The 24,876-nt window shown below is 52.2% G+C and carries 25 protein-coding genes; 17 read left to right on the forward strand and 8 right to left on the reverse strand.

Annotated features, from left to right (window positions below; translation table 11 throughout):
• The 5 genes from dapF to uvrD all read left to right on the forward strand — a co-directional run bounded on the left by dapF (position 1) and on the right by uvrD (position 5,384).
• On the forward strand, positions 1-825 hold the full coding sequence (gene dapF / locus WC5_RS14575) for a diaminopimelate epimerase (protein ID WP_001160645.1): 825 nt from the start codon (positions 1-3) through the stop codon (positions 823-825).
• Entirely contained in the window at positions 822-1,529 is a 708-nt protein-coding gene (locus WC5_RS14570; RefSeq protein WP_000812781.1) for a DUF484 domain-containing protein, read from the forward strand. Before dapF ends, WC5_RS14570 begins: the two co-directional genes overlap by 4 nt.
• On the forward strand, positions 1,526-2,422 hold the full coding sequence (gene xerC / locus WC5_RS14565; RefSeq protein WP_000130704.1) for a tyrosine recombinase XerC: 897 nt from the start codon (positions 1,526-1,528) through the stop codon (positions 2,420-2,422). The genes WC5_RS14570 and xerC overlap by 4 nt, the downstream gene beginning before the upstream one ends.
• Positions 2,422-3,138, forward strand: a complete 717-nt coding sequence (yigB, locus tag WC5_RS14560) for a 5-amino-6-(5-phospho-D-ribitylamino)uracil phosphatase YigB (RefSeq protein WP_001213584.1) — start codon at positions 2,422-2,424, stop codon at positions 3,136-3,138. The genes xerC and yigB overlap by 1 nt, the downstream gene beginning before the upstream one ends.
• Before the next feature lie 83 nt (positions 3,139-3,221).
• The gene (gene uvrD, locus WC5_RS14555) at positions 3,222-5,384 is read left to right on the forward strand and encodes a DNA helicase II (RefSeq protein ID WP_000383446.1); all 2,163 of its coding nucleotides are present in this window, start codon (positions 3,222-3,224) and stop codon (positions 5,382-5,384) included.
• A gap of 135 nt (positions 5,385-5,519) precedes the next feature.
• Here the strand turns inward: uvrD and WC5_RS14550 are convergent, their stop codons facing one another.
• Positions 5,520-6,284, reverse strand: coding sequence for a phosphodiester glycosidase family protein (locus WC5_RS14550; protein WP_000951169.1), 765 nt, complete (start codon positions 6,282-6,284; stop codon positions 5,520-5,522).
• A gap of 161 nt (positions 6,285-6,445) precedes the next feature.
• Here WC5_RS14550 and ysgD point away from each other — a divergent pair, with 161 nt between their 5' ends.
• Together ysgD and corA are read left to right on the forward strand one after the other, a co-directional pair.
• The gene (gene ysgD, locus WC5_RS25630) at positions 6,446-6,502 is read left to right on the forward strand and encodes a YsgD/CorL family protein (RefSeq protein ID WP_212723238.1); all 57 of its coding nucleotides are present in this window, start codon (positions 6,446-6,448) and stop codon (positions 6,500-6,502) included.
• A gap of 151 nt (positions 6,503-6,653) precedes the next feature.
• Positions 6,654-7,604, forward strand: a complete 951-nt coding sequence (gene corA / locus WC5_RS14545; RefSeq protein WP_000947145.1) for a magnesium/cobalt transporter CorA — start codon at positions 6,654-6,656, stop codon at positions 7,602-7,604.
• 42 nt (positions 7,605-7,646) lie between these two features.
• On the opposite strand, the gene WC5_RS14540 is transcribed toward corA, so the two are convergent.
• The 4 genes from WC5_RS14540 to yigI all read right to left on the reverse strand — a co-directional run bounded on the left by WC5_RS14540 (position 7,647) and on the right by yigI (position 10,072).
• Positions 7,647-8,027, reverse strand: coding sequence for a DUF2628 domain-containing protein (locus WC5_RS14540; protein ID WP_000033710.1), 381 nt, complete (start codon positions 8,025-8,027; stop codon positions 7,647-7,649).
• A 16-nt stretch (positions 8,028-8,043) separates the two neighbouring features.
• Entirely contained in the window at positions 8,044-8,421 is a 378-nt protein-coding gene (locus WC5_RS14535; RefSeq protein ID WP_032159886.1) for a hypothetical protein, read from the reverse strand.
• A 94-nt stretch (positions 8,422-8,515) separates the two neighbouring features.
• Positions 8,516-9,406 (reverse strand): EamA family transporter RarD, encoded by an 891-nt coding sequence (rarD, locus tag WC5_RS14530; RefSeq protein ID WP_000379997.1) that lies wholly within the window; start codon positions 9,404-9,406, stop codon positions 8,516-8,518.
• A 198-nt stretch (positions 9,407-9,604) separates the two neighbouring features.
• A complete protein-coding gene (gene yigI / locus WC5_RS14525; protein ID WP_001277144.1) occupies positions 9,605-10,072 on the reverse strand; it encodes an acyl-CoA thioesterase YigI in 468 nt (155 codons plus the stop codon).
• 165 nt (positions 10,073-10,237) lie between these two features.
• On the opposite strand from yigI, the gene pldA reads away from it, so the two are divergent.
• From pldA to rhtC, 3 genes are all read left to right on the forward strand, one after another.
• A complete protein-coding gene (pldA, locus tag WC5_RS14520; RefSeq protein WP_001259596.1) occupies positions 10,238-11,107 on the forward strand; it encodes a phospholipase A in 870 nt (289 codons plus the stop codon).
• Between the two features lie 131 nt (positions 11,108-11,238).
• A complete protein-coding gene (recQ, locus tag WC5_RS14515) occupies positions 11,239-13,068 on the forward strand; it encodes an ATP-dependent DNA helicase RecQ (protein WP_024192193.1) in 1,830 nt (609 codons plus the stop codon).
• 63 nt (positions 13,069-13,131) lie between these two features.
• A complete protein-coding gene (gene rhtC, locus WC5_RS14510) occupies positions 13,132-13,752 on the forward strand; it encodes a threonine export protein RhtC (protein WP_000928829.1) in 621 nt (206 codons plus the stop codon).
• 61 nt (positions 13,753-13,813) lie between these two features.
• Here rhtC and rhtB read toward each other — a convergent pair whose 3' ends face one another.
• The gene (gene rhtB, locus WC5_RS14505) at positions 13,814-14,434 is read right to left on the reverse strand and encodes a homoserine/homoserine lactone efflux protein (RefSeq protein WP_000142513.1); all 621 of its coding nucleotides are present in this window, start codon (positions 14,432-14,434) and stop codon (positions 13,814-13,816) included.
• A gap of 110 nt (positions 14,435-14,544) precedes the next feature.
• Between rhtB and pldB the strand changes: the two genes are divergently transcribed.
• From pldB to bioP, 3 genes are all read left to right on the forward strand, one after another.
• A complete protein-coding gene (gene pldB, locus WC5_RS14500; RefSeq protein WP_000487634.1) occupies positions 14,545-15,567 on the forward strand; it encodes a lysophospholipase L2 in 1,023 nt (340 codons plus the stop codon).
• A 7-nt stretch (positions 15,568-15,574) separates the two neighbouring features.
• On the forward strand, positions 15,575-16,375 hold the full coding sequence (gene yigL, locus WC5_RS14495; RefSeq protein ID WP_000285345.1) for a sugar/pyridoxal phosphate phosphatase YigL: 801 nt from the start codon (positions 15,575-15,577) through the stop codon (positions 16,373-16,375).
• 75 nt (positions 16,376-16,450) lie between these two features.
• Positions 16,451-17,350: a biotin transporter gene (gene bioP / locus WC5_RS14490; protein ID WP_001196251.1), complete on the forward strand. Its 900-nt coding sequence runs from the start codon at positions 16,451-16,453 to the stop codon at positions 17,348-17,350.
• Here the strand turns inward: bioP and metR are convergent.
• The gene (metR, locus tag WC5_RS14485) at positions 17,238-18,191 is read right to left on the reverse strand and encodes an HTH-type transcriptional regulator MetR (protein ID WP_016231528.1); all 954 of its coding nucleotides are present in this window, start codon (positions 18,189-18,191) and stop codon (positions 17,238-17,240) included. The two genes, bioP and metR, sit on opposite strands and share 113 nt — an antisense overlap.
• A gap of 117 nt (positions 18,192-18,308) precedes the next feature.
• On the opposite strand from metR, the gene metE reads away from it, so the two are divergent.
• Entirely contained in the window at positions 18,309-20,570 is a 2,262-nt protein-coding gene (metE, locus tag WC5_RS14480; RefSeq protein ID WP_000153911.1) for a 5-methyltetrahydropteroyltriglutamate--homocysteine S-methyltransferase, read from the forward strand.
• A 38-nt stretch (positions 20,571-20,608) separates the two neighbouring features.
• Here the strand turns inward: metE and WC5_RS14475 are convergent, their stop codons facing one another.
• Positions 20,609-21,424: a dienelactone hydrolase family protein gene (locus WC5_RS14475; protein WP_016231529.1), complete on the reverse strand. Its 816-nt coding sequence runs from the start codon at positions 21,422-21,424 to the stop codon at positions 20,609-20,611.
• A 261-nt stretch (positions 21,425-21,685) separates the two neighbouring features.
• Between WC5_RS14475 and udp the strand changes: the two genes are divergently transcribed.
• The 3 genes from udp to ubiE all read left to right on the forward strand — a co-directional run bounded on the left by udp (position 21,686) and on the right by ubiE (position 24,865).
• On the forward strand, positions 21,686-22,447 hold the full coding sequence (gene udp / locus WC5_RS14470; RefSeq protein ID WP_000045184.1) for a uridine phosphorylase: 762 nt from the start codon (positions 21,686-21,688) through the stop codon (positions 22,445-22,447).
• 140 nt (positions 22,448-22,587) lie between these two features.
• The gene (gene rmuC / locus WC5_RS14465; protein WP_000347693.1) at positions 22,588-24,015 is read left to right on the forward strand and encodes a DNA recombination protein RmuC; all 1,428 of its coding nucleotides are present in this window, start codon (positions 22,588-22,590) and stop codon (positions 24,013-24,015) included.
• 94 nt (positions 24,016-24,109) lie between these two features.
• The gene (gene ubiE / locus WC5_RS14460; protein WP_000227958.1) at positions 24,110-24,865 is read left to right on the forward strand and encodes a bifunctional demethylmenaquinone methyltransferase/2-methoxy-6-polyprenyl-1,4-benzoquinol methylase UbiE; all 756 of its coding nucleotides are present in this window, start codon (positions 24,110-24,112) and stop codon (positions 24,863-24,865) included.
• Positions 24,866-24,876: the final 11 nt, after the last annotated feature.

The following is a 24,876-nucleotide window of genomic DNA, read 5'->3' on the forward strand; positions in this document are numbered from 1 at the left end:
ATGCAGTTCTCGAAAATGCATGGCCTTGGCAACGATTTTATGGTCGTCGACGCGGTAACGCAGAATGTCTTTTTTTCACCGGATCTGATTCGTCGCCTGGCGGATCGGCACCTGGGTGTGGGTTTTGACCAGCTACTGGTGGTTGAGCCGCCGTACGATCCAGAACTGGATTTCCACTATCGCATTTTCAATGCTGACGGTAGTGAAGTGGCGCAGTGTGGCAACGGTGCACGCTGCTTTGCCCGTTTTGTACGCCTGAAAGGGCTGACCAATAAGCGCGATATTCGCGTCAGCACTGCCAATGGTCGGATGGTACTGACCGTCACCGATGACGATCTGGTACGGGTAAATATGGGCGAACCAAATTTCGAACCTTCCGCCGTGCCGTTTCGCGCCAACAAAGCGGAAAAGACCTATATCATGCGCGCCGCCGAGCAGACAATCTTATGCGGCGTAGTGTCGATGGGAAATCCGCACTGCGTGATTCAGGTCGATGATGTCGATACTGCGGCGGTAGAAACACTGGGGCCAGTTCTGGAAAGCCACGAACGTTTCCCGGAGCGCGCCAACATCGGTTTCATGCAAGTGGTTAAGCGCGAGCATATTCGTTTACGCGTTTATGAGCGTGGGGCAGGTGAAACCCAGGCCTGCGGCAGCGGCGCGTGTGCGGCGGTAGCGGTAGGGATTCAGCAAGGTTTGCTGGCCGAAGAAGTTCGTGTGGAACTCCCTGGCGGTCGCCTTGATATTGCCTGGAAAGGTCCGGGTCATCCGTTATATATGACGGGTCCGGCAGTACATGTTTACGACGGATTTATTCATCTATGAAGCAACCAGGGGAAGAACTACAGGAAACACTCACGGAGCTTGATGACCGGGCGGTTGTCGATTACCTGATTAAAAATCCTGAGTTTTTTATCCGCAATGCGCACGCAGTAGAGGCAATTCGAGTGCCGCATCCGGTACGTGGCACCGTTTCGCTCGTCGAATGGCATATGGCTCGCGCGCGTAACCATATTCATGTTCTGGAAGAGAACATGGCGCTGTTGATGGAACAGGCTATCGCCAACGAAGGCCTGTTTTATCGCTTACTCTATTTGCAGCGCACTCTTACTGCCGCCAGCAGTCTCGACGACATGCTAATGCGCTTTCATCTGTGGGCACGCGATCTTGGCCTGGCGGGTGCGAGTCTGCGCCTGTTCCCGGATCGTTGGCGTTTAGGCGCGCCGTCGAACCATACCCATCTGGCATTAAGCCGTCAGGCTTTCGAACCTCTGCGTATTCAGCGTCTGGGGCAGGAACCGCATTATCTGGGGCCGCTTAACGGGCCTGAATTGCTGGTGGTGCTGCCGGAAGCGAAAGCGGTGGGATCGGTGGCGATGTCGATGCTGGGAAGTGATGCTGATCTTGGTGTGGTGCTGTTCACCAGCCGTGATGCCAGTCACTATCAACAAGGGCAGGGAACGCAGTTACTCCATGAAATTGCGCTGATGATGCCGGAGCTTCTGGAGCGTTGGATTGAACGCGTATGACCGATTTACATACCGATGTGGAACGCTACCTACGTTATTTGAGCGTGGAGCGTCAACTTAGCCCGATTACCCTGGTTAACTACCAGCGGCAGCTTGAGGCGATCATCAATTTTGCCAGCGAAAACGGCCTGCAAAGCTGGCAACAATGTGATGTGGCGATGGTGCGTAATTTTGCTGTACGCAGTCGTCGTAAAGGGTTGGGAGCGGCAAGTCTCGCATTACGGCTTTCTGCGCTACGTAGCTTTTTTGACTGGCTGGTCAGCCAGAACGAGCTCAAAGCTAACCCGGCGAAAGGTGTTTCGGCACCGAAAGCGCCGCGTCATCTGCCGAAAAATATCGACGTCGATGATATGAATCGGCTGCTGGATATCGATATCAACGATCCCCTCGCTGTACGTGACCGGGCAATGCTGGAAGTGATGTACGGCGCGGGGCTGCGTCTTTCCGAACTGGTGGGGCTGGATATCAAACACCTCGACCTGGAGTCCGGCGAAGTGTGGGTGATAGGAAAAGGTAGCAAAGAGCGCCGCCTGCCGATTGGTCGTAACGCCGTGGCGTGGATTGAGCACTGGCTTGATTTACGCGACCTGTTTGGCAGCGAAGACGACGCACTTTTCCTGTCGAAACTGGGTAAACGCATCTCTGCGCGTAACGTACAAAAACGCTTTGCCGAATGGGGCATCAAACAGGGGCTGAATAATCACGTTCACCCGCATAAATTACGTCACTCATTCGCCACGCATATGCTGGAGTCGAGCGGCGATCTGCGTGGTGTGCAAGAGCTGTTGGGTCATGCCAATCTCTCTACCACGCAAATCTATACTCATCTTGATTTTCAACACCTTGCCTCGGTGTATGATGCGGCGCATCCACGCGCCAAACGGGGGAAATAATGCGTTTTTACCGGCCTTTGGGGCGCATCTCGGCGCTCACCTTTGACCTGGATGATACCCTTTACGACAACCGTCCGGTGATTTTGCGCACCGAGCGAGAGGCGCTTACCTTTGTGCAAAATTATCATCCGGCGCTGCGCAGCTTCCAGAATGAAGATCTGCAACGCCTGCGTCAGGCGGTACGGGAAGCGGAACCCGAGATTTATCACGACGTGACGCGCTGGCGTTTTCGCTCGATTGAACAAGCGATGCTTGATGCCGGGCTGAGTGCCGAAGAGGCCAGTGCAGGCGCACATGCTGCGATGATCAACTTTGCCAAATGGCGCAGTCGGATCGATGTTCCGCAGCAAACGCACGACACCTTAAAACAGCTGGCGAAGAAATGGCCGCTGGTGGCGATCACCAACGGTAACGCACAGCCGGAACTGTTTGGTTTGGGCGACTACTTTGAGTTTGTGCTGCGCGCTGGCCCACACGGACGCTCGAAGCCGTTCAGCGATATGTACTTTCTGGCGGCAGAAAAACTCAATGTGCCGATCGGCGAGATCTTACATGTAGGTGACGATCTTACCACCGACGTGGGTGGGGCGATCCGCAGCGGAATGCAGGCCTGTTGGATCAGACCGGAAAATGGCGATCTGATGCAAACCTGGGACAGCCGTTTACTGCCGCATCTGGAAATTTCCCGGTTGGCATCTCTGACCTCGCTGATATAATCAGCAAATCTGTATATATACCCAGCTTTTTGGCGGAGGGCGTTGCGCTTCTCCGCCCAACCTATTTTTACGCGGCGGTGCCAATGGACGTTTCTTACCTGCTCGAAAGCCTTAATGACAAACAGCGCGAAGCGGTGGCCGCGCCACGCAGCAACCTTCTGGTGCTGGCGGGCGCAGGCAGTGGTAAGACGCGCGTACTGGTGCATCGTATCGCCTGGCTGATGAGCGTGGAAAACTGCTCGCCGTACTCGATTATGGCGGTGACCTTTACCAACAAAGCGGCGGCGGAGATGCGCCATCGTATCGGGCAACTGATGGGCACCAGTCAGGGCGGCATGTGGGTCGGCACCTTCCACGGGCTGGCGCACCGCCTGCTGCGTGCGCACCATATGGACGCCAACCTGCCGCAGGATTTCCAGATCCTCGATAGCGAAGACCAACTGCGCCTGCTTAAACGTCTGATCAAGGCGATGAATCTCGACGAGAAGCAGTGGCCGCCACGTCAGGCAATGTGGTACATCAACAGCCAGAAAGATGAAGGACTGCGTCCGCATCATATTCAGAGCTACGGTAATCCGGTGGAGCAAACCTGGCAGAAGGTTTATCAGGCGTATCAGGAAGCGTGTGATCGCGCGGGTCTGGTGGATTTCGCGGAACTGCTGCTACGCGCGCATGAGCTTTGGCTTAACAAGCCGCATATCCTTCAGCACTATCGCGAACGTTTCACCAACATTCTGGTGGACGAATTCCAGGATACCAACAACATTCAGTATGCGTGGATCCGTTTGCTGGCGGGCGATACCGGCAAAGTAATGATTGTTGGTGATGACGACCAGTCAATCTATGGCTGGCGTGGGGCGCAGGTCGAGAATATTCAGCGTTTCCTCAATGATTTCCCCGGTGCCGAAACTATTCGTCTGGAGCAAAACTACCGCTCTACCAGCAATATTCTGAGCGCCGCCAACGCCCTGATTGAAAACAACAATGGGCGTCTGGGTAAAAAACTGTGGACCGATGGTGCGGACGGTGAGCCGATTTCCCTCTATTGCGCCTTTAACGAACTCGACGAAGCGCGTTTCGTGGTTAACCGCATCAAAACCTGGCAGGACAACGGCGGGGCGCTCGCTGAGTGCGCTATCCTCTACCGTAGCAACGCCCAGTCGCGTGTACTGGAAGAAGCTTTATTGCAGGCCAGTATGCCGTATCGCATTTACGGCGGGATGCGCTTCTTCGAACGTCAGGAAATCAAAGATGCGCTCTCGTATCTGCGCCTGATTGCCAACCGCAACGATGACGCGGCATTTGAGCGCGTGGTCAATACGCCAACGCGGGGTATTGGTGACCGGACGCTGGACGTAGTGCGCCAGACATCGCGCGATCGCCAGTTAACTCTCTGGCAGGCGTGTCGTGAACTGTTGCAGGAAAAAGCTCTCGCTGGTCGTGCTGCCAGCGCCTTGCAGCGGTTTATGGAACTGATCGACGCCTTAGCGCAGGAAACTGCCGATATGCCGCTGCATGTACAGACTGACCGGGTAATTAAAGACTCCGGCCTGCGCACCATGTACGAGCAGGAGAAAGGCGAAAAAGGCCAGACGCGTATCGAAAACTTAGAGGAACTGGTGACGGCAACGCGCCAGTTCAGCTACAACGAAGAAGACGAAGATTTAATGCCGCTACAGGCGTTCCTCTCCCATGCGGCACTGGAAGCAGGTGAAGGGCAGGCGGATACCTGGCAGGATGCGGTACAGCTGATGACGCTGCACTCGGCGAAAGGTCTGGAGTTCCCGCAGGTGTTTATTGTCGGTATGGAAGAGGGCATGTTCCCAAGTCAGATGTCGCTGGATGAAGGCGGGCGTCTGGAAGAAGAACGCCGTCTGGCCTACGTTGGTGTAACCCGCGCGATGCAGAAACTGACGCTGACTTACGCGGAAACCCGCCGCCTGTACGGCAAAGAAGTTTACCATCGCCCGTCGCGCTTTATCGGCGAGCTACCGGAAGAGTGTGTGGAAGAGGTGCGCCTGCGCGCCACGGTAAGCCGCCCGGTCAGCCATCAGCGTATGGGTACGCCGATGGTCGAGAACGACAGCGGTTACAAGCTCGGCCAGCGCGTGCGCCACGCCAAATTTGGTGAAGGCACTATCGTCAATATGGAAGGCAGCGGCGAACATAGCCGTTTGCAGGTGGCGTTCCAGGGCCAGGGAATCAAATGGCTGGTGGCGGCTTACGCCCGGCTGGAGACGGTATAACGTTGCCGGATGCGGTGCTGTGCACCTTATACGGCCTACAAAATCATGCAGATTCAATAAATTGTGGCCGGATAAGGCGTTTACGCCGCATCCGGCATCAGCACCATATTCAGTATCTGACACAAAACGATCATTCTAACTTTTCTGCTCGACGGAAATCATGGTAACAAAAGGATAGCGTTGCCACGGGATTGCTCCGCCTTTCATATACATATGCGAGATCGTGCCATCAAGATAAAGCAGCTGCTCGACGTCCAGTTTTGCTTTGGCATAGCAGGCAAAATCATAAAAATTTGTCGCCTGCTGGCTCAACAAAAACACAGCGTTCCCTTGTTTATTTATCCCTACACCGTTACGAATTTTACGCGAGGCAACATTCGGGTGAATGCGCGGATTAATTACGCCGTTTTCTAACAACATTGGCCCTGACTGCACTGCGAACTGAATCTCTTTACTGGCTTTAAATGCCTGCAGCGGAACGATAGCGGCTTTATCTCCCGCGACATAAAACACGCCGCCAGGACGGATAAAGAAGTTCCCTTCCCCTGAGGCGAGATTTAGCGCCACCTTCTGCTGACCGTTTTCGATGTACAAACCGAGCGGCGCATAGCTTTCATCATAGATGCCGCCGTTCATCACCATCTGAATTTGCCCCTGGCTATTAATATCCGCCAGCAGCGCCTGTAACGTTCCCCACGCTTCGCCATTGGCTTTTTGCCAGTACATTTTCACCCGCTCTGTCTGAGGGTTAACGGTATACGCCTGTACTGTCAGCGACGGATCTGAGAGCGCGCAGTCATCAGCAGCAACAGCAAACAAGGGGAGTAAGACGAGGGCGAGAAAAATCCGTTTGAGATTCAAGGTGATCATTCCTTTACCAATGAGTAGCCGATGCGCCATTATAGGTCCTGGCTGTGTGATTTTTTTATCCTGTTAACGACCTTGACGAGTACCAAAAAGCGCGAAGTTCAACTATTGTTCTGTGGTGTTCCGTTGCGTGTTGACGGCAAAATTTTGCTGGCGTAACATGCGCGCACGATCACTCTAAGAGGACATTCGCCTTGGACACACCCAGTAGATACTGGCTCATTATCCTGTCATCCAGGATCAACTCCTAAGGCTATCCCCTTTTGCTGATAGCCTTAGCGGTTGTCAGCGACCTCAATTTTTCCCGTCGCGCTGAGTCAGGCTGTTTAATGGTCTGAAACCCAATTTGTTTCTGTGTGCCCACCGAACTGTCCGATATTTTAAGCATTGGGAGTCCCGGTCATGCTGAGCGCATTTCAACTGGAAAATAACCGACTGACCCGGCTGGAAGTCGAAGAGTCACAACCCCTTGTAGATGCAGTATGGATTGATCTTGTCGAACCGGATGACGACGAGCGACTGCGCGTACAATCTGAACTTGGCCAGAGCCTGGCAACCCGCCCGGAACTGGAAGACATCGAAGCATCGGCGCGTTTCTTTGAAGACGATGATGGCCTGCATATTCACTCCTTCTTCTTCTTTGAAGATGCGGAAGATCACGCCGGTAACTCCACTGTGGCATTTACCATCCGTGATGGTCGCCTGTTTACTCTGCGTGAGCGCGAGCTGCCTGCATTCCGTCTGTATCGTATGCGCGCCCGTAGTCAGTCAATGGTTGACGGTAACGCCTACGAGCTGCTGCTGGATCTGTTCGAAACCAAAATCGAACAGCTGGCGGATGAAATTGAAAACATCTACAGCGATCTGGAGCAGTTGAGCCGGGTAATTATGGAGGGGCATCAGGGCGATGAGTACGACGAGGCGCTCTCCACACTGGCGGAACTGGAAGATATCGGCTGGAAAGTTCGTCTGTGTCTGATGGATACCCAGCGCGCGCTCAACTTCCTGGTACGCAAGGCGCGTTTACCTGGCGGGCAACTGGAGCAGGCGCGTGAAATCCTGCGAGATATCGAATCCCTGCTGCCGCATAACGAATCCCTGTTCCAGAAGGTAAACTTCCTGATGCAGGCGGCGATGGGCTTTATCAACATCGAGCAGAACCGCATCATCAAAATCTTCTCAGTGGTATCCGTCGTGTTCCTGCCGCCAACGCTGGTCGCTTCCAGCTACGGGATGAACTTTGAGTTTATGCCAGAACTGAAGTGGAGTTTCGGCTACCCAGGCGCGATTATCTTTATGATTCTCGCGGGTCTGGCACCGTATCTGTACTTTAAGCGGAAGAACTGGTTGTAAAAAACGAGAGCGGTGGCTTAGCCTGGCTAAGCCACCTGTTATTTAGAGGCTCCAGGTATCAATACCCTTTACTTCTTTTTCATAGAACCATTTATTTGTGCTAACAGCAACATAGCCTGCTACAGCGAATCCCAGTACATTAACGCCAATTAATGCACCAATCAATAGTGAGAGAATGCCAAGTAATAGAACTATAATTGCTTTTTTCCATAATCCCAGGACAAATAAATATATCCAGGAGAAGAAAAAAGCAATGAAATTCATTTGAATAGTTAATCGTTGCCTTATTTTTAATGCTTTAAATGCTGTTTTATATTCTGGTGTTGCCCCCCAGAATCCAGGAAAACCATATTGGTCATAAAAATTAAATCGGTATTTCCATTTTTCACTTAATGAACCATCGTTCATATATCCCTTACTCATAAATACTCCGTAACTATTATTTTGATGAATCAGTAGGTGCAAGTATTAGCATACTGAAAGTGGTAAAATAGCAAATTAAGAAAATCATTGAACCATTGCCTGAACAATCAAAATGTTCGGCAATCATGGTGATGATAGAGATGGTATAGACAGCCAATGTGCAAAAAATATACGTTTTTATATACGTGAAACCACTATCACGGAGTCGTTGGCAATTCATATTGATGACGAGATAATGGAGAAGAATGGTAGATATTATAACAAAAAATCCTGATCCGGCCTCGCCAGAAAAAGCAATAAGTAAGACACAAACTAAATTTGTTAAAATAAATGAAAACAAATAACGGCGTCTGGAAATCTTGCCTTTAGATGTTGGCATAAATATACGTAACATTGATTTTACATCCCTGTGTGATTCTCCTGCCAGCATGGCAATATGCCCACTCTCATGCAAGAGCAGGCACATTTTTTCAGAATATATTTATTTTTTATTTGGACGTTCTACGCTGCGTATAAATCGCATCCATCACAAAAATTGCCAGCGCCACCCAAATAAAGGCGAAAGTCACCATCTTATCGGCACCCGGTGTTTCACCATAAAACGTCACGGCCAGCAGGAACATCAGCGTCGGGCCAATGTACTGGAAAAAGCCTAACGTTGAGAGACGCAGGCGCGTGGCGGCGGCGGTAAAACACAACAGCGGTACAGTGGTGACAACACCAGCGGCGATCAGCAGTAAATTCAGCGACATTGGGTTTTTCCCCATATGGCTGGTAGAACTATCAGCAATAGCAAACAGGTAAATCGCCGCCACGGGTAGCAGCCACATGGTTTCGATTAACATGCCTGTTTGAGCTTCAACCGCAATCTTCTTGCGTACCAGGCCGTAGAAGGCAAAACTAAATGCCAGTCCCAGTGCGATGATTGGCAGCGAACCAAAGGTCCAGAGCTGGACCAGCACACCACAAATCGCCAGAATCACTGCCAGCCATTGCATCCGGCGGAATCGCTCGCCGAGGAAAATCATCCCCAGTAATATATTCACCAGTGGATTAATAAAGTATCCAAGACTGGCCTCTAGCATATGGTGATTGTTCACTGCCCAGATAAACAGTAACCAGTTGCCACCAATTAGCACAGCAGAGACTGCCAGCATAAATATTTTCTTCGGCGTCTGAATCAGGGTTTTTAAATAGGACCACTGGCGGCTGATGCTCATCAACACCACCATAAAGAAAAACGACCAGATTACACGATGCGTCAGGATCTCATCAGCAGGTACGTAATAAATCAGTTTGAAGTACGCAGGTGCAATACCCCAAATAAAATAAGCGGCAAGAGCGAGTAATACGCCCTGCCGCGTTTGTTTTGTATCCATTGGAAAACTCATTTTTTGTTGTTAATTACAGTTTACCTGCTCAGATGGCTGACAAAGTGCGCTTTGTTCATGCCTTACCCAACCTACAAAAGAATGCAAATTCAATACATTGCATTTCTCTGGTAGGCCTAATAAGCGTAGCGCATCAGGCAATTTGCGTTTGTCATCAGTTTCAGCAGTTTACCTGCTTTTAGATTTTCAACCTACCATATAGGTGGCGGTAGCACTGGCAATATAAAGCTGTTCTTCATTGTGCAGTTCGACACGGGCGACGGCGACTTTATTACCCGCACGTAACAGGCTACTGGTGGCTGTAAAACGCTCACCCCTGCCTGGACGCAGATAATCGACGCGAAGATCAATGGTGCCCATCCGCGATAGTCGCTGGCGTAGTTCATCTTCATTAATGGTTTCGTGACGCGTTAAAGTGCTGCCTACACATACCAGACCAGCGGCGACATCCAGCGCCGACGCAATCACCCCGCCGTGCAAAATACTTTGCGCCCAGTTACCGACCATCATTGGCTGATTATTAAAGGCCAGCTGCGCAAATTCTTTTTCGTAACGCTCCAGTTCCATCCCCAATGCCCGGTTAAACGGCATGTGATAGACAAACATTTCACCCACTAATTTCAGGGCTTGTTCAGCGGTCAGTACAGCAGACATATCATCCTTACACTTCGTTGGTTAACGAAATGTTGATTTTATGCTTCTTTGTTGTTGGTTTCTACTTTAGGAAGGGATAACTAACGGCAATTGAGTTAAGTATGTAAAATAGCCCGCAGAAAAAATATTCATCTAATCAATAATTCGTTACGGAGAACACGATCGATGCGGACTCTACTGGGCTGCTTGTTGCCAGTGTGTATGCTGCCGATAGTGGCAAATGCACAAGAAGCAACGGTGAAAGATGTGCATGATGCGCCTGCAGTACGTGGCAGCATCATCGCCAATATGTTGCAGGAACATGATAATCCTTTCACCCTTTATCCTTATGACACCAACTACATCATCTATACCCAGACCAGCGATCTGAATAAAGAAGCGATTGCGAGTTACGATTGGGCAGAAAACGCGCGTAAGGATGAAGTGAAATTCCAGTTAAGTCTGGCGTTTCCGCTTTGGCGTGGGATTTTGGGGGCAAACTCTGTTCTGGGTGCATCTTACACCCAAAAATCCTGGTGGCAGCTTTCTAATAGCGAAGAGTCATCGCCGTTTCGTGAAACTAACTATGAACCGCAACTGTTCCTCGGTTTTGCTACCGATTACCGCTTTGCTGGCTGGACACTGCGCGATGTGGAGCTGGGGTACAATCATGACTCTAACGGGCGTTCCGACCCGACGTCCCGTAGCTGGAACCGTATCTACACCCGCCTGATGGCAGAAAACGGCAACTGGCTGGTGGAAGTCAAACCGTGGTATGTGGTGGGTAATACTGACGATAACCCGGATATCACCAAATATATGGGTTACTACCAGCTTAAAATCGGCTATCACCTCGGTGATGCGGTGTTGAGTGCGAAAGGACAGTACAACTGGAATACCGGTTACGGTGGTGCGGAGTTAGGCTTAAGTTACCCGATCACCAAACATGTGCGTCTTTATACTCAGGTTTACAGCGGTTACGGCGAATCGCTCATCGACTATAACTTTAACCAGACCCGCGTCGGTGTGGGGGTTATGCTAAACGACCTGTTCTAATACGAGTTGATTGAAAGGCAAACCTGGAATCCAGCATCCAGGATTATCCTGCCAGAGACTAAAAGCATTGCAGTTTCTCGCGCAGACGCTGAAAATAGCGCCTGTTTTTATTTCAGGCAATCGGGGTGAATGTGGCGCAGGCGGAAGTGTTGAATCTGGAGTCCGGAGCTAAACAGGTTTTACAAGAAACCTTTGGCTACCAACAGTTTCGCCCCGGCCAGGAAGAAATTATCGACACCGTACTTTCCGGTCGCGATTGCCTCGTCGTCATGCCAACTGGCGGCGGAAAATCCCTGTGCTATCAAATCCCTGCGTTGTTATTGAACGGTCTTACTGTCGTTGTTTCACCACTGATTTCCTTGATGAAAGACCAGGTGGATCAACTGCAAGCCAACGGTGTAGCGGCGGCGTGCCTTAACTCGACGCAAAACCGAGAGCAGCAGCTTGAAGTGATGACAGGCTGCCGCACCGGGCAAATTCGCCTGCTGTATATCGCGCCGGAACGCCTGATGCTGGATAACTTCCTTGAACACCTGGCGCACTGGAATCCTGTCTTATTAGCCGTTGATGAAGCGCATTGTATTTCCCAATGGGGTCACGATTTCCGCCCGGAATATGCTGCGCTCGGTCAGTTACGCCAGCGTTTCCCGACGCTGCCGTTTATGGCGCTAACCGCTACAGCCGATGACACCACCCGCCAGGATATCGTGCGCCTGCTGGGGCTTAACGATCCGCTGATTCAAATCAGTAGTTTTGACCGCCCGAATATTCGCTATATGTTGATGGAGAAGTTCAAACCGCTCGATCAACTGATGCGTTACGTGCAGGAACAACGCGGTAAGTCGGGGATTATTTACTGTAATAGTCGTGCGAAGGTAGAAGATACCGCCGCGCGCCTGCAAAGCAAGGGGATTAGCGCAGCAGCGTATCACGCCGGGCTGGAAAACGATGTCCGCGCCGACGTGCAGGAAAAATTTCAGCGCGATGACCTGCAAATTGTGGTGGCGACCGTGGCGTTCGGTATGGGCATCAACAAACCTAACGTCCGCTTCGTGGTGCATTTTGATATTCCGCGCAATATTGAATCCTACTATCAGGAAACAGGTCGCGCCGGGCGTGATGGCCTACCTGCGGAAGCAATGCTGTTTTACGATCCGGCAGATATGGCGTGGTTGCGCCGCTGTCTGGAAGAGAAGCCGCAGGGGCAGCTACAGGATATCGAGCGCCATAAACTCAATGCGATGGGGGCGTTTGCCGAAGCGCAAACTTGCCGACGCCTGGTACTGCTGAATTATTTTGGCGAAGGGCGTCAGGAACCGTGTGGGAACTGCGATATCTGCCTCGATCCGCCGAAACAATACGATGGTTCAAACGATGCGCAGATTGCGCTTTCTACCATTGGTCGTGTGAATCAGCGGTTTGGTATGGGCTATGTGGTGGAAGTGATCCGTGGTGCTAATAATCAGCGTATCCGCGACTATGGTCATGACAAACTGAAAGTCTACGGCATGGGGCGTGATAAAAGTCATGAACACTGGGTGAGCGTGATCCGCCAACTGATTCACCTCGGTCTGGTGACGCAAAATATCGCCCAGCATTCTGCGCTACAACTGACAGAGGCCGCGCGTCCGGTGCTGCGTGGCGAATCCTTTTTGCAACTCGCGGTGCCGCGTATTGTCGCGCTCAAACCGAAAGCGATGCAGAAATCGTTTGGCGGCAATTACGATCGTAAACTGTTCGCCAAATTACGCAAACTGCGTAAATCTATTGCCGATGAAAGCAATGTCCCGCCGTATGTGGTGTTTAACGACGCTACCTTGATTGAGATGGCTGAACAGATGCCGATCACCGCCAGCGAAATGTTGAGTGTAAACGGTGTCGGGATGCGCAAGCTGGAACGCTTTGGTAAACCGTTTATGACGCTGATTCGCGCTCATGTCGACGGCGACGACGAAGAGTAGTCAGCGGCACAAAAAAGTGCCAGGATGAACATTCCGTAAACGTTTTCCCCGCGAGTCAAATGTATGTTGATGTTATTTCTCACCGTTGCCATGGTGCACATCGTGGCGCTTATGAGCCCCGGTCCCGATTTCTTTTTTGTCTCTCAAACTGCCGTTAGCCGTTCGCGTAAAGAAGCGATGATGGGCGTGCTGGGCATAACCTGCGGCGTCATGGTCTGGGCAGGAATCGCGCTGCTTGGTCTACATTTGATTATCGAAAAAATGGCCTGGCTACATACGCTGATTATGGTTGGCGGAGGCCTGTATCTTTGCTGGATGGGTTACCAGATGCTGCGCGGTGCGCTGAAAAAAGAGGCTGTTTCTGCGCCTGCGCCACAGGTAGAACTGGCGAAAAGCGGGCGCAGTTTCCTGAAAGGCTTGCTGACCAATCTCGCGAATCCGAAAGCGATTATCTACTTTGGTTCGGTGTTCTCACTGTTTGTCGGCGATAACGTCGGCACCACCGAACGCTGGGGCATTTTCGCGCTGATTATTGTCGAAACGCTGGCGTGGTTTACCGTTGTTGCCAGCCTGTTTGCGCTACCGCAAATGCGCCGGGGTTATCAACGTCTGGCGAAGTGGATCGACGGTTTTGCCGGAGCGTTATTTGCCGGATTTGGCATTCATTTGATTATTTCGCGTTGATGCCAGACGCATCATCAGAGTAGGTCGGATAAGGCGTTTACGCCGCATCCGACATTATTTTTCACGCATGTCTTGCCGATGCCAACAGCGCCCCCACCAGCATAAACAACGAGCCGAAAATCTTATTCAGCGCCTTCATCTGCTTCGGCCCTTTAATCCAGAGTGCGATCCGTTGGGCGAGGGTGGCGTAACCGATCATCACAATAATATCGACCACAATAGTGGTGACGCCGAGCACGATATACTGCATCAGTTGCGGTTGCTGCGGCATGATAAATTGCGGAAATAGCGCAGCCAGAAACACAATACTTTTGGGATTAGTAAGATTCACAAACACTGACCGCTGGAACAGGTGGCGGCGCGATTGGGTAGGAGCCAGCGATTTAAGATCAATTGCACCAGCGGCGCGCCACTGCTGGATTCCCAGCCAAATCAGGTAAGCCGCGCCTGCCCACTTCAACACTTCAAAAGCAATAACCGAGCGGGAAAATAGCGTTCCCAAACCCACGCCAACCAGCACAATATGAATCGCCAGTCCGGTCTGAAGCCCTGCAATAGACGCTACCGCGCCGCGATAACCGTGGTTGAGCGAAGTGGTCATGGTGTTGATTGCGCCAGAGCCTGGCGAGAGGCTTAAAATGATCGATGTTAGTAAGTAGGCGAACCACCATTCAAAGGTCATGGGAATCTCCCGGATAGTCTATTTTTGTGCCACAATACGCTACTGTCGCAGCGTTGTGTCAGGCACGCTTAAAAAAACGATTTTACGTGGTTTAAGAGGCAGATTACCCGATGTTTCAGCAGCAAAAAGACTGGGAAACAAGAGAAAAAGCGTTTGCTGCTTTTACGATGGGGCCACTGACCGACTTCTGGCGTCAGCGGGACGAAGCAGAGTTTATCGGCGTGGATGACATTCCGGTGCGTTTTGTCCGCTTTCGCGCTCCGCAACATGATCGGGTAGTCGTCATTTGTCCGGGGCGTATTGAGAGCTATGTAAAGTATGCGGAGCTGGCCTACGACCTGTTCCATCTGGGGTTTGATGTGTTAATCATCGACCATCGCGGTCAGGGGCGTTCCGGTCGACTGTTAGCCGATCCGCATCTCGGGCATGTTAATCGCTTTAATGATTATGTTGATGATCTGGCGGCGTTCTGGCAACAAGAGGTCCAGCCAGGTCCGTGGCGTAAACGCTATATACTGGCGCACTCGATGGGCGGTGCAATCTCCACGCTGTTTCTGCAACGTCACCCCGGCGTATGCGATGCCATTGCGCTAACTGCGCCAATGTTTGGGATTGTGATTCGTATGCCATCATTTATGGCGCGGCAGATCCTTAACTGGGCAGAAGCGCACCCACGTTTTCGTGATGGCTATGCGATTGGCACCGGGCGCTGGCGCGCGCTGCCGTTTACCATCAATGTTCTGACCCACAGCAGACAGCGATATCGACGTAATTTGCGTTTCTATGCTGATGACCCAACGATTCGCGTCGGTGGGCCGACCTACCATTGGGTACGCGAAAGTATTCTGGCTGGCGAACAGGTGTTAGCCGGTGCGGGTGATGACGCCACGCCAACGCTTCTCTTGCAGGCTGAAGAGGAACGCGTGGTAGATAACCGTATGCACGACCGTTTTTGTGAACTCCGCGCCGCAGCGGGCCATCCTGTAGAAGGGGGGCGGCCGCTGGTAATTAAAGGTGCGTACCATGAGATCCTTTTTGAAAAGGACGCAATGCGCTCAGTCGCGCTCCACGCCATCGTTGAATTTTTCAACCGGCATAACTCACCCAGCGGAAATCGCTCTATAGAGGTTTAAATTTCTTATGTATCAGGTTGTTGCGTCTGATTTAGATGGTACGTTACTTTCTCCCGACCATACATTATCCCCTTACGCCAAAGAAACCCTGAAACTGCTCACCGCGCGTGGCATCAACTTTGTGTTTGCGACGGGTCGCCACCACGTCGACGTGGGGCAAATTCGCGATAATCTGGAGATTAAGTCTTACATGATTACCTCCAATGGCGCGCGCGTGCACGATCTGGATGGTAATCTGATTTTCGCGCATAACCTGGATCATGACATTGCCAGCGACCTGTTTGGTGTAGTCAACGACAACCCGGACATCATTACTAACGTTTATCGTGATGATGAATGGTTTATGAATCGCCACCGTCCGGAAGAGATGCGCTTTTTTAAAGAAGCGGTGTTCAAATATGCGCTGTATGAGCCAGGATTGCTGGAGCCGGAAGGCGTCAGCAAAGTGTTCTTCACCAGTGAGTCTCATGAAACACTGTTGCCGCTGGAGCAGGCTATCAACGCTCGCTGGGGCGATCGCGTCAACGTCAGTTTCTCTACCTTAACTTGTCTTGAAGTGATGGCGGGTGGCGTTTCGAAAGGCCATGCGCTGGAAGCGGTAGCGAAGAAGCTGGGCTACAGCCTGCAAGATTGCATTGCCTTTGGCGATGGAATGAACGACGCCGAAATGCTGTCGATGGCGGGGAAAGGCTGCATTATGGGCAGCGCGCACCAGCGCCTGAAAGATCTGCATCCGGAACTGGAAGTGATTGGAACTAACGCCGACGACGCGGTGCCGCATTATCTGCGTAAGCTCTATTTATCGTAATCGTTCTTTATTTGGTCAGTTGTCAACCTGATACTTCGCTACAATGGATACTCGTTAATCAAAGAGTTTTCCATTGTGGCGCTACTTATCATCACCACTATTCTGTGGGCCTTCTCCTTTAGCTTTTATGGCGAGTACCTTGCGGGGCACGTCGACAGCTATTTTTCGGTGCTGGTACGCGTTGGGCTGGCGGCGCTCGTTTTCCTGCCGTTCCTGCGTACCCGTGGCAATAGCCTGAAAACCATTGGCCTGTATATGCTGGTGGGCGCGATGCAACTTGGCATTATGTATATGCTGAGTTTCCGTGCCTATCTCTACCTGACAGTCTCTGAACTGCTGTTATTTACCGTCCTGACGCCGCTCTACATCACGCTGATTTATGACATTATGAGTAAGCGCCGTCTGCGCTGGGGATATGCTTCTAGCGCGTTACTCGCGGTGATTGGTGCCGGGATTATTCGCTATGATCAGGTCACCGACCATTTCTGGACTGGCCTGCTGCTAGTGCAACTCTCCAATATCACTTTTGCCATCGGCATGGTGGGTTACAAACGCCTGATGGAAACTCGCCCGATGCCGCAGCATAACGCCTTTGCGTGGTTCTATCTTGGCGCGTTCCTGGTGGCGGTGGTTGCATGGTTCTTGCTGGGAAATGCGCAGAAAATGCCGCAAACCACGCTGCAATGGAGCATTCTGGTGTTTCTTGGCGTGGTGGCTTCCGGGATTGGTTATTTTATGTGGAACTACGGTGCGACTCAGGTGGACGCCGGAACGCTCGGCATTATGAATAATATGCACGTTCCGGCAGGATTACTGGTTAACTTGGCTATCTGGCATCAACAGCCGCATTGGCCAACATTTATTACAGGCGCGCTGGTGATCCTGGCTTCATTGTGGGTGCATCGGAAGTGGGTCGCTCCGCGCTCTTTACAAACGGCAGATGATCGCAGGCGTGATTGCGCGCCGAGCGAATAAACGCTTCTGTCACTGGCTGACGCTGCTCGCCGTCGCGCACGGCGGCGTACAGTCGGCTCCATAATCCCTCGCCCAGGGTTTTGGTCACAACCAGACCCTGGCGCTCAAAACTCTCCACGACCCAATGTGGTAGAGCGGCAATACCCATCCGCGCGGCAACCATCTGAATCAACAATAAAGTGTTATCGACGCTTTTCAGCGACGGGCTAACGCCTGCGGGCTGCAGAAAATGCCGCCAGACGTCCAGTCGGCTACGCTGTACCGGATAAATCAGCAGCGTTTCGCTGGCGAGATCTTCCGGCGTGATTCGTGTTTTCGCGGCCAGTGGATGGTCAGGTGCTAACACCAGGCGTACTTCATAATCGAACATCGGCGAATAATGCAGGCCACTGCGCGGCAGAATATCGGAGGTCATCACCAGATCCAGCTCGCCCTGCTGCAACGCGGGCTGCGGGTCAAACGTCACGCCCGATTTAAAATCCATCTCTACCTGCGGCCAGTTCTTATAGAAATTTTCTAACGCGGGCGTCAGCCACTGAATACAGCTATGGCACTCAATGGCAATGCGCAGGCGCGTCTGCTGCGGTTCATTGCAGGCTTGCAGTGCCTGGCTGATTTGCGGCAGCACCTGGTTTGCCAGTTGCAACAGGATTTCTCCCTGCGGCGTAAAACGTAGCGGCTGGCTTTTACGCACAAATAGCCGGAAGCCAAGGCGTTGTTCCAGATCGCTAAACTGGTGAGACAGAGCGGATTGCGTCTGATGCAACGTCGCCGCAGCGGCTGCGAGCGAGCCGCAATTCCGCAACGCTTGTAGCGTTTTCAGGTGTTTTACTTCGATCATGAAAGTCCTTCACTTCGGCATGAATAATTTGCGCTTGAGGAATATACAGTAACCGCCAATTATGGATGTGTAAACATCTGGACGGCTAAATACTAAAAATTCCATAAGGGGCATATAATGACAATTCTTAATCACACCCTCGGTTTCCCTCGCGTTGGCCTGCGTCGCGAGCTGAAAAAAGCGCAAGAAAGTTATTGGGCAGGGAACTCCACGCGTGAAGAATTACTGGCGGTTGGGCGTGAACTGCGTGCTCGTCACTGGGATCAACAAAAGCAGGCGGGGATTGACCTGCTGCCGGTGGGCGATTTTGCCTGGTACGATCATGTTCTGACTACCAGCCTGCTGCTGGGTAACGTTCCAGCGCGTCATCAGAATAAAGATGGTTCGGTGGATATCGACACCCTGTTCCGTATTGGTCGCGGTCGTGCGCCAACAGGTGAACCTGCGGCGGCGGCGGAAATGACCAAATGGTTTAACACCAACTATCACTACATGGTGCCGGAATTCGTTAAAGGCCAACAGTTCAAACTGACCTGGACGCAGCTGCTGGATGAAGTGGACGAGGCGCTGGCGCTGGGTCACAAGGTGAAACCTGTGCTTCTGGGGCCGGTTACCTGGCTGTGGCTGGGTAAGGTGAAAGGTGAACAGTTTGACCGCCTGAGCCTGCTGAACGACATTCTGCCGGTTTATCAGCAAGTGCTGGCAGAACTGGCAAAACGCGGCATTGAGTGGGTACAGATTGACGAACCGGCGCTGGTGCTGGAACTGCCGCAGGCGTGGCTGGACGCGTATAAACCTGCTTACGATGCACTGCAGGGCCAGGTGAAACTGCTGCTGACTACCTATTTTGAAGGCGTAACGCCAAATCTCAACACGATTACGGCGCTGCCTGTTCAGGGTCTGCATGTCGACTTCGTGCATGGTAAAGATGACGTAGCAGAACTGCACAAGCGTCTGCCTTCTGACTGGCTGCTGTCTGCGGGTCTTATCAATGGTCGTAACGTCTGGCGCGCCGATCTCACCGAGAAATATGCGCAAATTAAGGACATTGTCGGCAAACGTGATTTGTGGGTGGCATCTTCCTGCTCGTTGCTGCACAGCCCTATCGACCTGAGCGTGGAAACGCGTCTTGATGCAGAAGTGAAAAGCTGGTTTGCCTTCGCCCTGCAAAAATGCCATGAACTGGCGCTGCTGCGCGATGCGCTGAACAGTGGTGACACGGCAGCTCTGGCAGAGTGGAGCGCCCCGATTCAGGCGCGTCGTCACTCTACTCGTGTACATAATCCGGCGGTAGAAAAGCGTCTGGCGGCGATCACCGCCCAGGACAGCCAGCGGGCGAATGTCTATGAAGTGCGTGCTGAAGCCCAGCGTGCGCGTTTTAAACTGCCAGCCTGGCCGACCACCACGATTGGTTCTTTCCCGCAAACCACGGAAATTCGTACCCTGCGTCTGGATTTCAAAAAGGGCAATCTCGACGCCAATAACTACCGCACGGGCATTGCGGAACACATCAAACAGGCCATTGTTGAGCAGGAACGTTTAGGTCTGGATGTGCTGGTGCACGGTGAAGCCGAGCGTAACGACATGGTGGAATACTTTGGCGAGCACCTCGACGGTTTTGTCTTTACGCAAAACGGTTGGGTACAGAGCTACGGTTCCCGCTGCGTGAAGCCGCCGATTGTTATTGGTGACGTTAGCCGCCCGGCACCGATTACCGTGGAGTGGGCATCGTTCGCACAATCGCTGACCGACAAACCGGTGAAAGGGATGCTGACCGGCCCGGTGACGATTCTCTGCTGGTCGTTCCCGCGTGAAGATGTCAGCCGTGAAACCATCGCCAAACAAATTGCGCTGGCGCTGCGTGATGAAGTGGCCGATCTGGAAGCCGCTGGAATTGGCATCATCCAGATTGATGAACCGGCGCTGCGCGAAGGTTTACCGCTGCGTCGTAGCGACTGGGATGCATATCTCCAGTGGGGCGTAGAGGCCTTCCGTATCAACGCCGCCGTGGCGAAAGATGACACACAAATCCACACTCACATGTGTTATTGCGAGTTCAACGACATCATGGATTCGATTGCGGCACTGGATGCAGACGTCATCACCATCGAAACCTCGCGTTCCGACATGGAGTTGCTGGAGTCATTCGAAGAGTTTGATTATCCGAATGAAATCGGGCCAGGCGTCTATGACATTCACTCGCCAAACGTACCGAGCGTAGAATGGATTGAAGCCCTGCTGAAGAAAGCGGCAAAACGCATTCCGGCAGAGCGCCTGTGGGTCAACCCGGACTGCGGCCTGAAAACGCGCGGCTGGCCAGAAACCCGCGCGGCACTGGCGAACATGGTGCAGGCGGCGCAGAATTTGCGTCGGGGGTAAACATAAACCGGGTGGCAATGCCACCCGGTCTTTTCTCATTACAGCGACTTCTTCCCACCATACTGCTTAAACCACTCCAGCATACGCTGCCAGCCATCTTTTGCAGATGCGGCATGATAGCTCGGGCGATAATCGGCGTTAAACGCATGACCGGCGTCCGGGTACACGATAATCTCTGCTTTCGCATTAGCAGCCCGCAGCGCCTGGCGCATGGTTTCAACGCTCTCCTGCGGAATGCTGTTATCCTGACCACCATATAAGCCGAGAACCGGCGCGTTGAGATCGGTTGCGATATCAACAGGTTGTTTCGGTGAGTTCAGCGACTTATCGCCCGTCAGTTTGCCGTACCACGCCACTGCCGCTTTCAGTTGCGGGTTATGCGCGGCATATAGCCAGGTGATACGTCCGCCCCAGCAAAATCCGGTAATCATTAAGCGATGGACGTCGCCGCCGTTGCGGGACGCCCAACTGGCGACATGATCGAGATCGGCCAGCACCTGCGAGTCAGGCACTTTTGCCACCAGACCGCTTAGCAACGTGGGAATATCGGCGAAATCATTAGGATCGCCTTCGCGGAAGTAGAGTTCTGGTGAGATAGCCAGATACCCCTCCAGCGCCAGACGGCGACAAATGTCGCGGATATGTTCATGCACGCCAAAAATTTCCTGCACTACAATGACCACTGGCAGTGGGCCATCGCTTTGCTTTGGTCTGGCATGGTAAGCAGGCATGTTATCCCCTTGTGAAGGGATAGAGGTGAAGCCCGCCACAATCGCGTCGTCCGGGGTCTGAACGATGGTCGAAGCGAGAGGCGATGCAGCAGGTGCAAATCCAGGTTGTTGTGTTGTTGCCATGGTATTCTCCGTACCCTTATAAAAATGTTGCGCAATGTTAACTATAGTCAGCATGCAACAAATCACATTGCCTGAATCGGCTCATCTTTTATGCAGTCCTGCAGAATGAAGAGTGATTTATGTGATTTGAATCACTTTTGGTGGGTAAATTTATGCAACGCATTTGCGTCATGGTGATGAGTATCACGAAAAAATGTTAAACCCTTCGGTAAAGTGTCTTTTTGCTTCTTCTGACTAAACCGATTCACAGAGGAGTTGTATATGTCCAAGTCTGATGTTTTTCATCTCGGCCTCACTAAAAACGATTTACAAGGGGCTACGCTTGCCATCGTCCCTGGCGACCCGGATCGTGTGGAAAAGATCGCCGCGCTGATGGATAAGCCGGTTAAGCTGGCATCTCACCGCGAATTCACCACCTGGCGTGCAGAGCTGGATGGTAAACCTGTTATCGTCTGCTCTACCGGTATCGGCGGCCCGTCTACCTCTATTGCTGTTGAAGAGCTGGCACAGCTGGGCATTCGCACCTTCCTGCGTATCGGTACAACGGGCGCTATTCAGCCGCATATTAATGTGGGTGATGTCCTGGTTACCACGGCGTCTGTCCGTCTGGATGGCGCGAGCCTGCACTTCGCACCGCTGGAATTCCCGGCTGTCGCTGATTTCGAATGTACGACTGCGCTGGTTGAAGCTGCGAAATCTATTGGCGTGACAACTCACGTTGGCGTGACTGCTTCTTCTGATACCTTCTACCCAGGTCAGGAACGTTACGATACTTACTCTGGTCGCGTAGTCCGTCACTTTAAAGGTTCTATGGAAGAGTGGCAGGCGATGGGCGTGATGAACTATGAAATGGAATCTGCGACTCTGCTGACCATGTGTGCAAGTCAGGGCCTGCGTGCTGGTATGGTGGCGGGCGTTATCGTTAACCGCACTCAGCAAGAGATCCCGAATGCTGAGACGATGAAACAAACCGAAAGCCATGCGGTGAAAATCGTGGTGGAAGCGGCGCGTCGTCTGTTGTAATTCTCTTCTCCTGTCTGAAGGCCGACGCGTTCGGCCTTTTGTATTTTTGCGTAGCGCCTCGCAGGAAATGCCTTTCCAACTGGACGTTTGTACAGCACAATTCTATTTTGTGCGGGTAAGTTGTTGCGTCAGGAGGCTTTGTGGATTTCTCAATCATTGTTTATGCCATTATTGCGCTGGTCAGTGTGGCCATCGGCTGGCTGTTTGCCAGTTATCAACATGCGCAGCAAAAAGCCGAGCAATTAGCTGAACGTGAAGAGATGGTCGCGGAGTTAAGCGCGGCAAAACAACAAATTACCCAAAGTGAACACTGGCGCACAGAGTGTGAATTACTCAATAACGAAGTGCGCAGCCTGCAAAGTATTAACACCTCGCTGGAGGCCGATCTGCGTGAAGTGACCACGCGGATGGAGGCCGCACAGCAACACGCTGACGATAAAATTCGCCAGATGATTAACAGCGAGCAGCGTTTGAGCGAGCAGTTTGAAAACCTCGCCAACCGTATTTTCGAGCACAGCAATCGCCGCGTTGATGAGCAAAACCGTCAGAGCCTGAACAGCCTGTTGTCGCCGCTGCGTGAACAACTGGACGGTTTTCGCCGTCAGGTTCAGGACAGCTTCGGTAAAGAAGCACAAGAACGCCATACTCTGACCCACGAAATTCGCAATCTCCAGCAGCTCAACGCGCAAATGGCCCAGGAGGCAATCAACCTGACGCGTGCGCTGAAAGGCGACAATAAAACCCAGGGCAACTGGGGCGAAGTGGTATTAACGCGAGTACTGGAGGCATCTGGCTTGCGTAAAGGGTATGAATACGAAACCCAGGTGAGTATCGAAAATGACGCCCGCTCGCGGATGCAGCCGGATGTCATCGTGCGGCTACCGCAGGGGAAAGACGTGGTGATCGACGCCAAAATGACGCTGGTCGCTTATGAACGCTACTTCAACGCGGAAGACGACTACACCCGCGAAAGTGCATTGCAGGAACATATCGCGTCGGTGCGTAACCATATCCGCTTGCTGGGGCGTAAAGATTATCAACAGCTACCAGGGCTAAGAACGCTGGATTACGTGCTGATGTTTATCCCCGTCGAACCTGCGTTTTTACTGGCGCTTGACCGCCAGCCGGAGCTGATAACCGAAGCGTTGAAAAACAATATCATGCTGGTTAGCCCGACCACGCTGCTGGTGGCGTTGCGTACTATCGCCAATCTCTGGCGTTATGAGCATCAAAGTCGCAACGCCCAGCAAATCGCCGATCGCGCCAGCAAGCTGTACGACAAGATGCGTTTGTTTGTCGATGATATGTCTGCGATAGGTCAAAGTCTGGACAAAGCGCAGGATAACTATCGTCAGGCAATGAAAAAACTCTCTTCAGGTCGCGGAAATGTGCTGGCGCAGGCAGAAGCGTTTCGCGGTTTAGGGGTAGAAATTAAACGCGAGATTAATCCGGATTTGGCTGAACAGGCGGTGAGTCAGGATGAAGAGTATCGACTGCGGTCGGTTCCGGGGCAGCCGAATGATGAAGCTTATCAACGCGATGATGAATATAATCAGCAGTCGCGCTAGCCCATTGGGGGTAGTTACGCCGGGTAGAAATCTAGGGCATCGACGCCCAATCTGTTACACTTCTGGAACAATTTTTTGATGAGCAGGCATTGAGATGGTGGATAAGTCACAAGAAACGACGCACTTTGGTTTTCAGACCGTCGCGAAAGAGCAAAAAGCGGATATGGTCGCCCACGTTTTCCATTCCGTGGCATCGAAATACGATGTTATGAATGATTTGATGTCATTTGGTATTCATCGTTTGTGGAAGCGTTTCACGATCGATTGCAGCGGCGTACGCCGTGGGCAGACTGTACTGGATCTGGCTGGCGGCACCGGCGATCTGACAGCGAAATTCTCTCGCCTGGTCGGTGAAACGGGTAAGGTGGTCCTCGCCGATATCAATGAATCCATGCTCAAAATGGGGCGCGAGAAACTGCGTAATATCGGTGTGATTGGCAACGTTGAGTATGTTCAGGCGAACGCCGAGGCGCTGCCGTTCCCGGATAACACCTTTGATTGCATCACCATTTCGTTTGGTCTGCGTAACGTCACCGACAAAGATAAAGCACTACGTTCAATGTATCGCGTGCTGAAACCCGGCGGCCGCCTGCTGGTGCTTGAGTTCTCGAAACCGATTATCGAGCCGTTAAGCAAAGCTTATGACGCTTACTCCTTCCATGTTCTGCCGCGTATTGGCTCGCTGGTCGCGAATGACGCCGACAGCTACCGTTATCTGGCTGAATCCATCCGTATGCATCCCGATCAGGATACTCTGAAAGCCATGATGCAAGATGCCGGATTCGAAAGTGTCGATTATTACAACCTGACGGCTGGCGTTGTGGCGCTGCATCGTGGTTATAAGTTCTGACAGGAGACCGG

The sequence above is a fragment of the Escherichia sp. KTE114 genome, assembly GCF_000407765.1.
Lineage (GTDB): Bacteria > Pseudomonadota > Gammaproteobacteria > Enterobacterales > Enterobacteriaceae > Escherichia > Escherichia ruysiae.

What these genes read in the sequence shown, in the direction of transcription:
- dapF (WP_001160645.1), top strand. Translation starts at nt 1, where the DNA reads ATGCAGTTCTCGAAAATGCATGGCCTTGGCAACGATTTTATGGTCGTC.
- pldB (WP_000487634.1), top strand. Translation starts at nt 14,545, where the DNA reads ATGTTTCAGCAGCAAAAAGACTGGGAAACAAGAGAAAAAGCGTTTGCT.
- udp (WP_000045184.1), top strand. Translation starts at nt 21,686, where the DNA reads ATGTCCAAGTCTGATGTTTTTCATCTCGGCCTCACTAAAAACGATTTA.
- WC5_RS14535 (WP_032159886.1), bottom strand. Translation starts at nt 8,421, where the DNA reads ATGTTACGTATATTTATGCCAACATCTAAAGGCAAGATTTCCAGACGC.
- metR (WP_016231528.1), bottom strand. Translation starts at nt 18,191, where the DNA reads ATGATCGAAGTAAAACACCTGAAAACGCTACAAGCGTTGCGGAATTGC.
- yigL (WP_000285345.1), top strand. Translation starts at nt 15,575, where the DNA reads ATGTATCAGGTTGTTGCGTCTGATTTAGATGGTACGTTACTTTCTCCC.
- metE (WP_000153911.1), top strand. Translation starts at nt 18,309, where the DNA reads ATGACAATTCTTAATCACACCCTCGGTTTCCCTCGCGTTGGCCTGCGT.
- WC5_RS14540 (WP_000033710.1), bottom strand. Translation starts at nt 8,027, where the DNA reads ATGAGTAAGGGATATATGAACGATGGTTCATTAAGTGAAAAATGGAAA.
- WC5_RS14475 (WP_016231529.1), bottom strand. Translation starts at nt 21,424, where the DNA reads ATGGCAACAACACAACAACCTGGATTTGCACCTGCTGCATCGCCTCTC.
- uvrD (WP_000383446.1), top strand. Translation starts at nt 3,222, where the DNA reads ATGGACGTTTCTTACCTGCTCGAAAGCCTTAATGACAAACAGCGCGAA.
- ubiE (WP_000227958.1), top strand. Translation starts at nt 24,110, where the DNA reads ATGGTGGATAAGTCACAAGAAACGACGCACTTTGGTTTTCAGACCGTC.
- WC5_RS14570 (WP_000812781.1), top strand. Translation starts at nt 822, where the DNA reads ATGAAGCAACCAGGGGAAGAACTACAGGAAACACTCACGGAGCTTGAT.
- yigB (WP_001213584.1), top strand. Translation starts at nt 2,422, where the DNA reads ATGCGTTTTTACCGGCCTTTGGGGCGCATCTCGGCGCTCACCTTTGAC.
- WC5_RS14550 (WP_000951169.1), bottom strand. Translation starts at nt 6,284, where the DNA reads ATGGCGCATCGGCTACTCATTGGTAAAGGAATGATCACCTTGAATCTC.
- pldA (WP_001259596.1), top strand. Translation starts at nt 10,238, where the DNA reads ATGCGGACTCTACTGGGCTGCTTGTTGCCAGTGTGTATGCTGCCGATA.
- rarD (WP_000379997.1), bottom strand. Translation starts at nt 9,406, where the DNA reads ATGGATACAAAACAAACGCGGCAGGGCGTATTACTCGCTCTTGCCGCT.
- yigI (WP_001277144.1), bottom strand. Translation starts at nt 10,072, where the DNA reads ATGTCTGCTGTACTGACCGCTGAACAAGCCCTGAAATTAGTGGGTGAA.
- xerC (WP_000130704.1), top strand. Translation starts at nt 1,526, where the DNA reads ATGACCGATTTACATACCGATGTGGAACGCTACCTACGTTATTTGAGC.
- rhtB (WP_000142513.1), bottom strand. Translation starts at nt 14,434, where the DNA reads ATGACCTTTGAATGGTGGTTCGCCTACTTACTAACATCGATCATTTTA.
- corA (WP_000947145.1), top strand. Translation starts at nt 6,654, where the DNA reads ATGCTGAGCGCATTTCAACTGGAAAATAACCGACTGACCCGGCTGGAA.
- rhtC (WP_000928829.1), top strand. Translation starts at nt 13,132, where the DNA reads ATGTTGATGTTATTTCTCACCGTTGCCATGGTGCACATCGTGGCGCTT.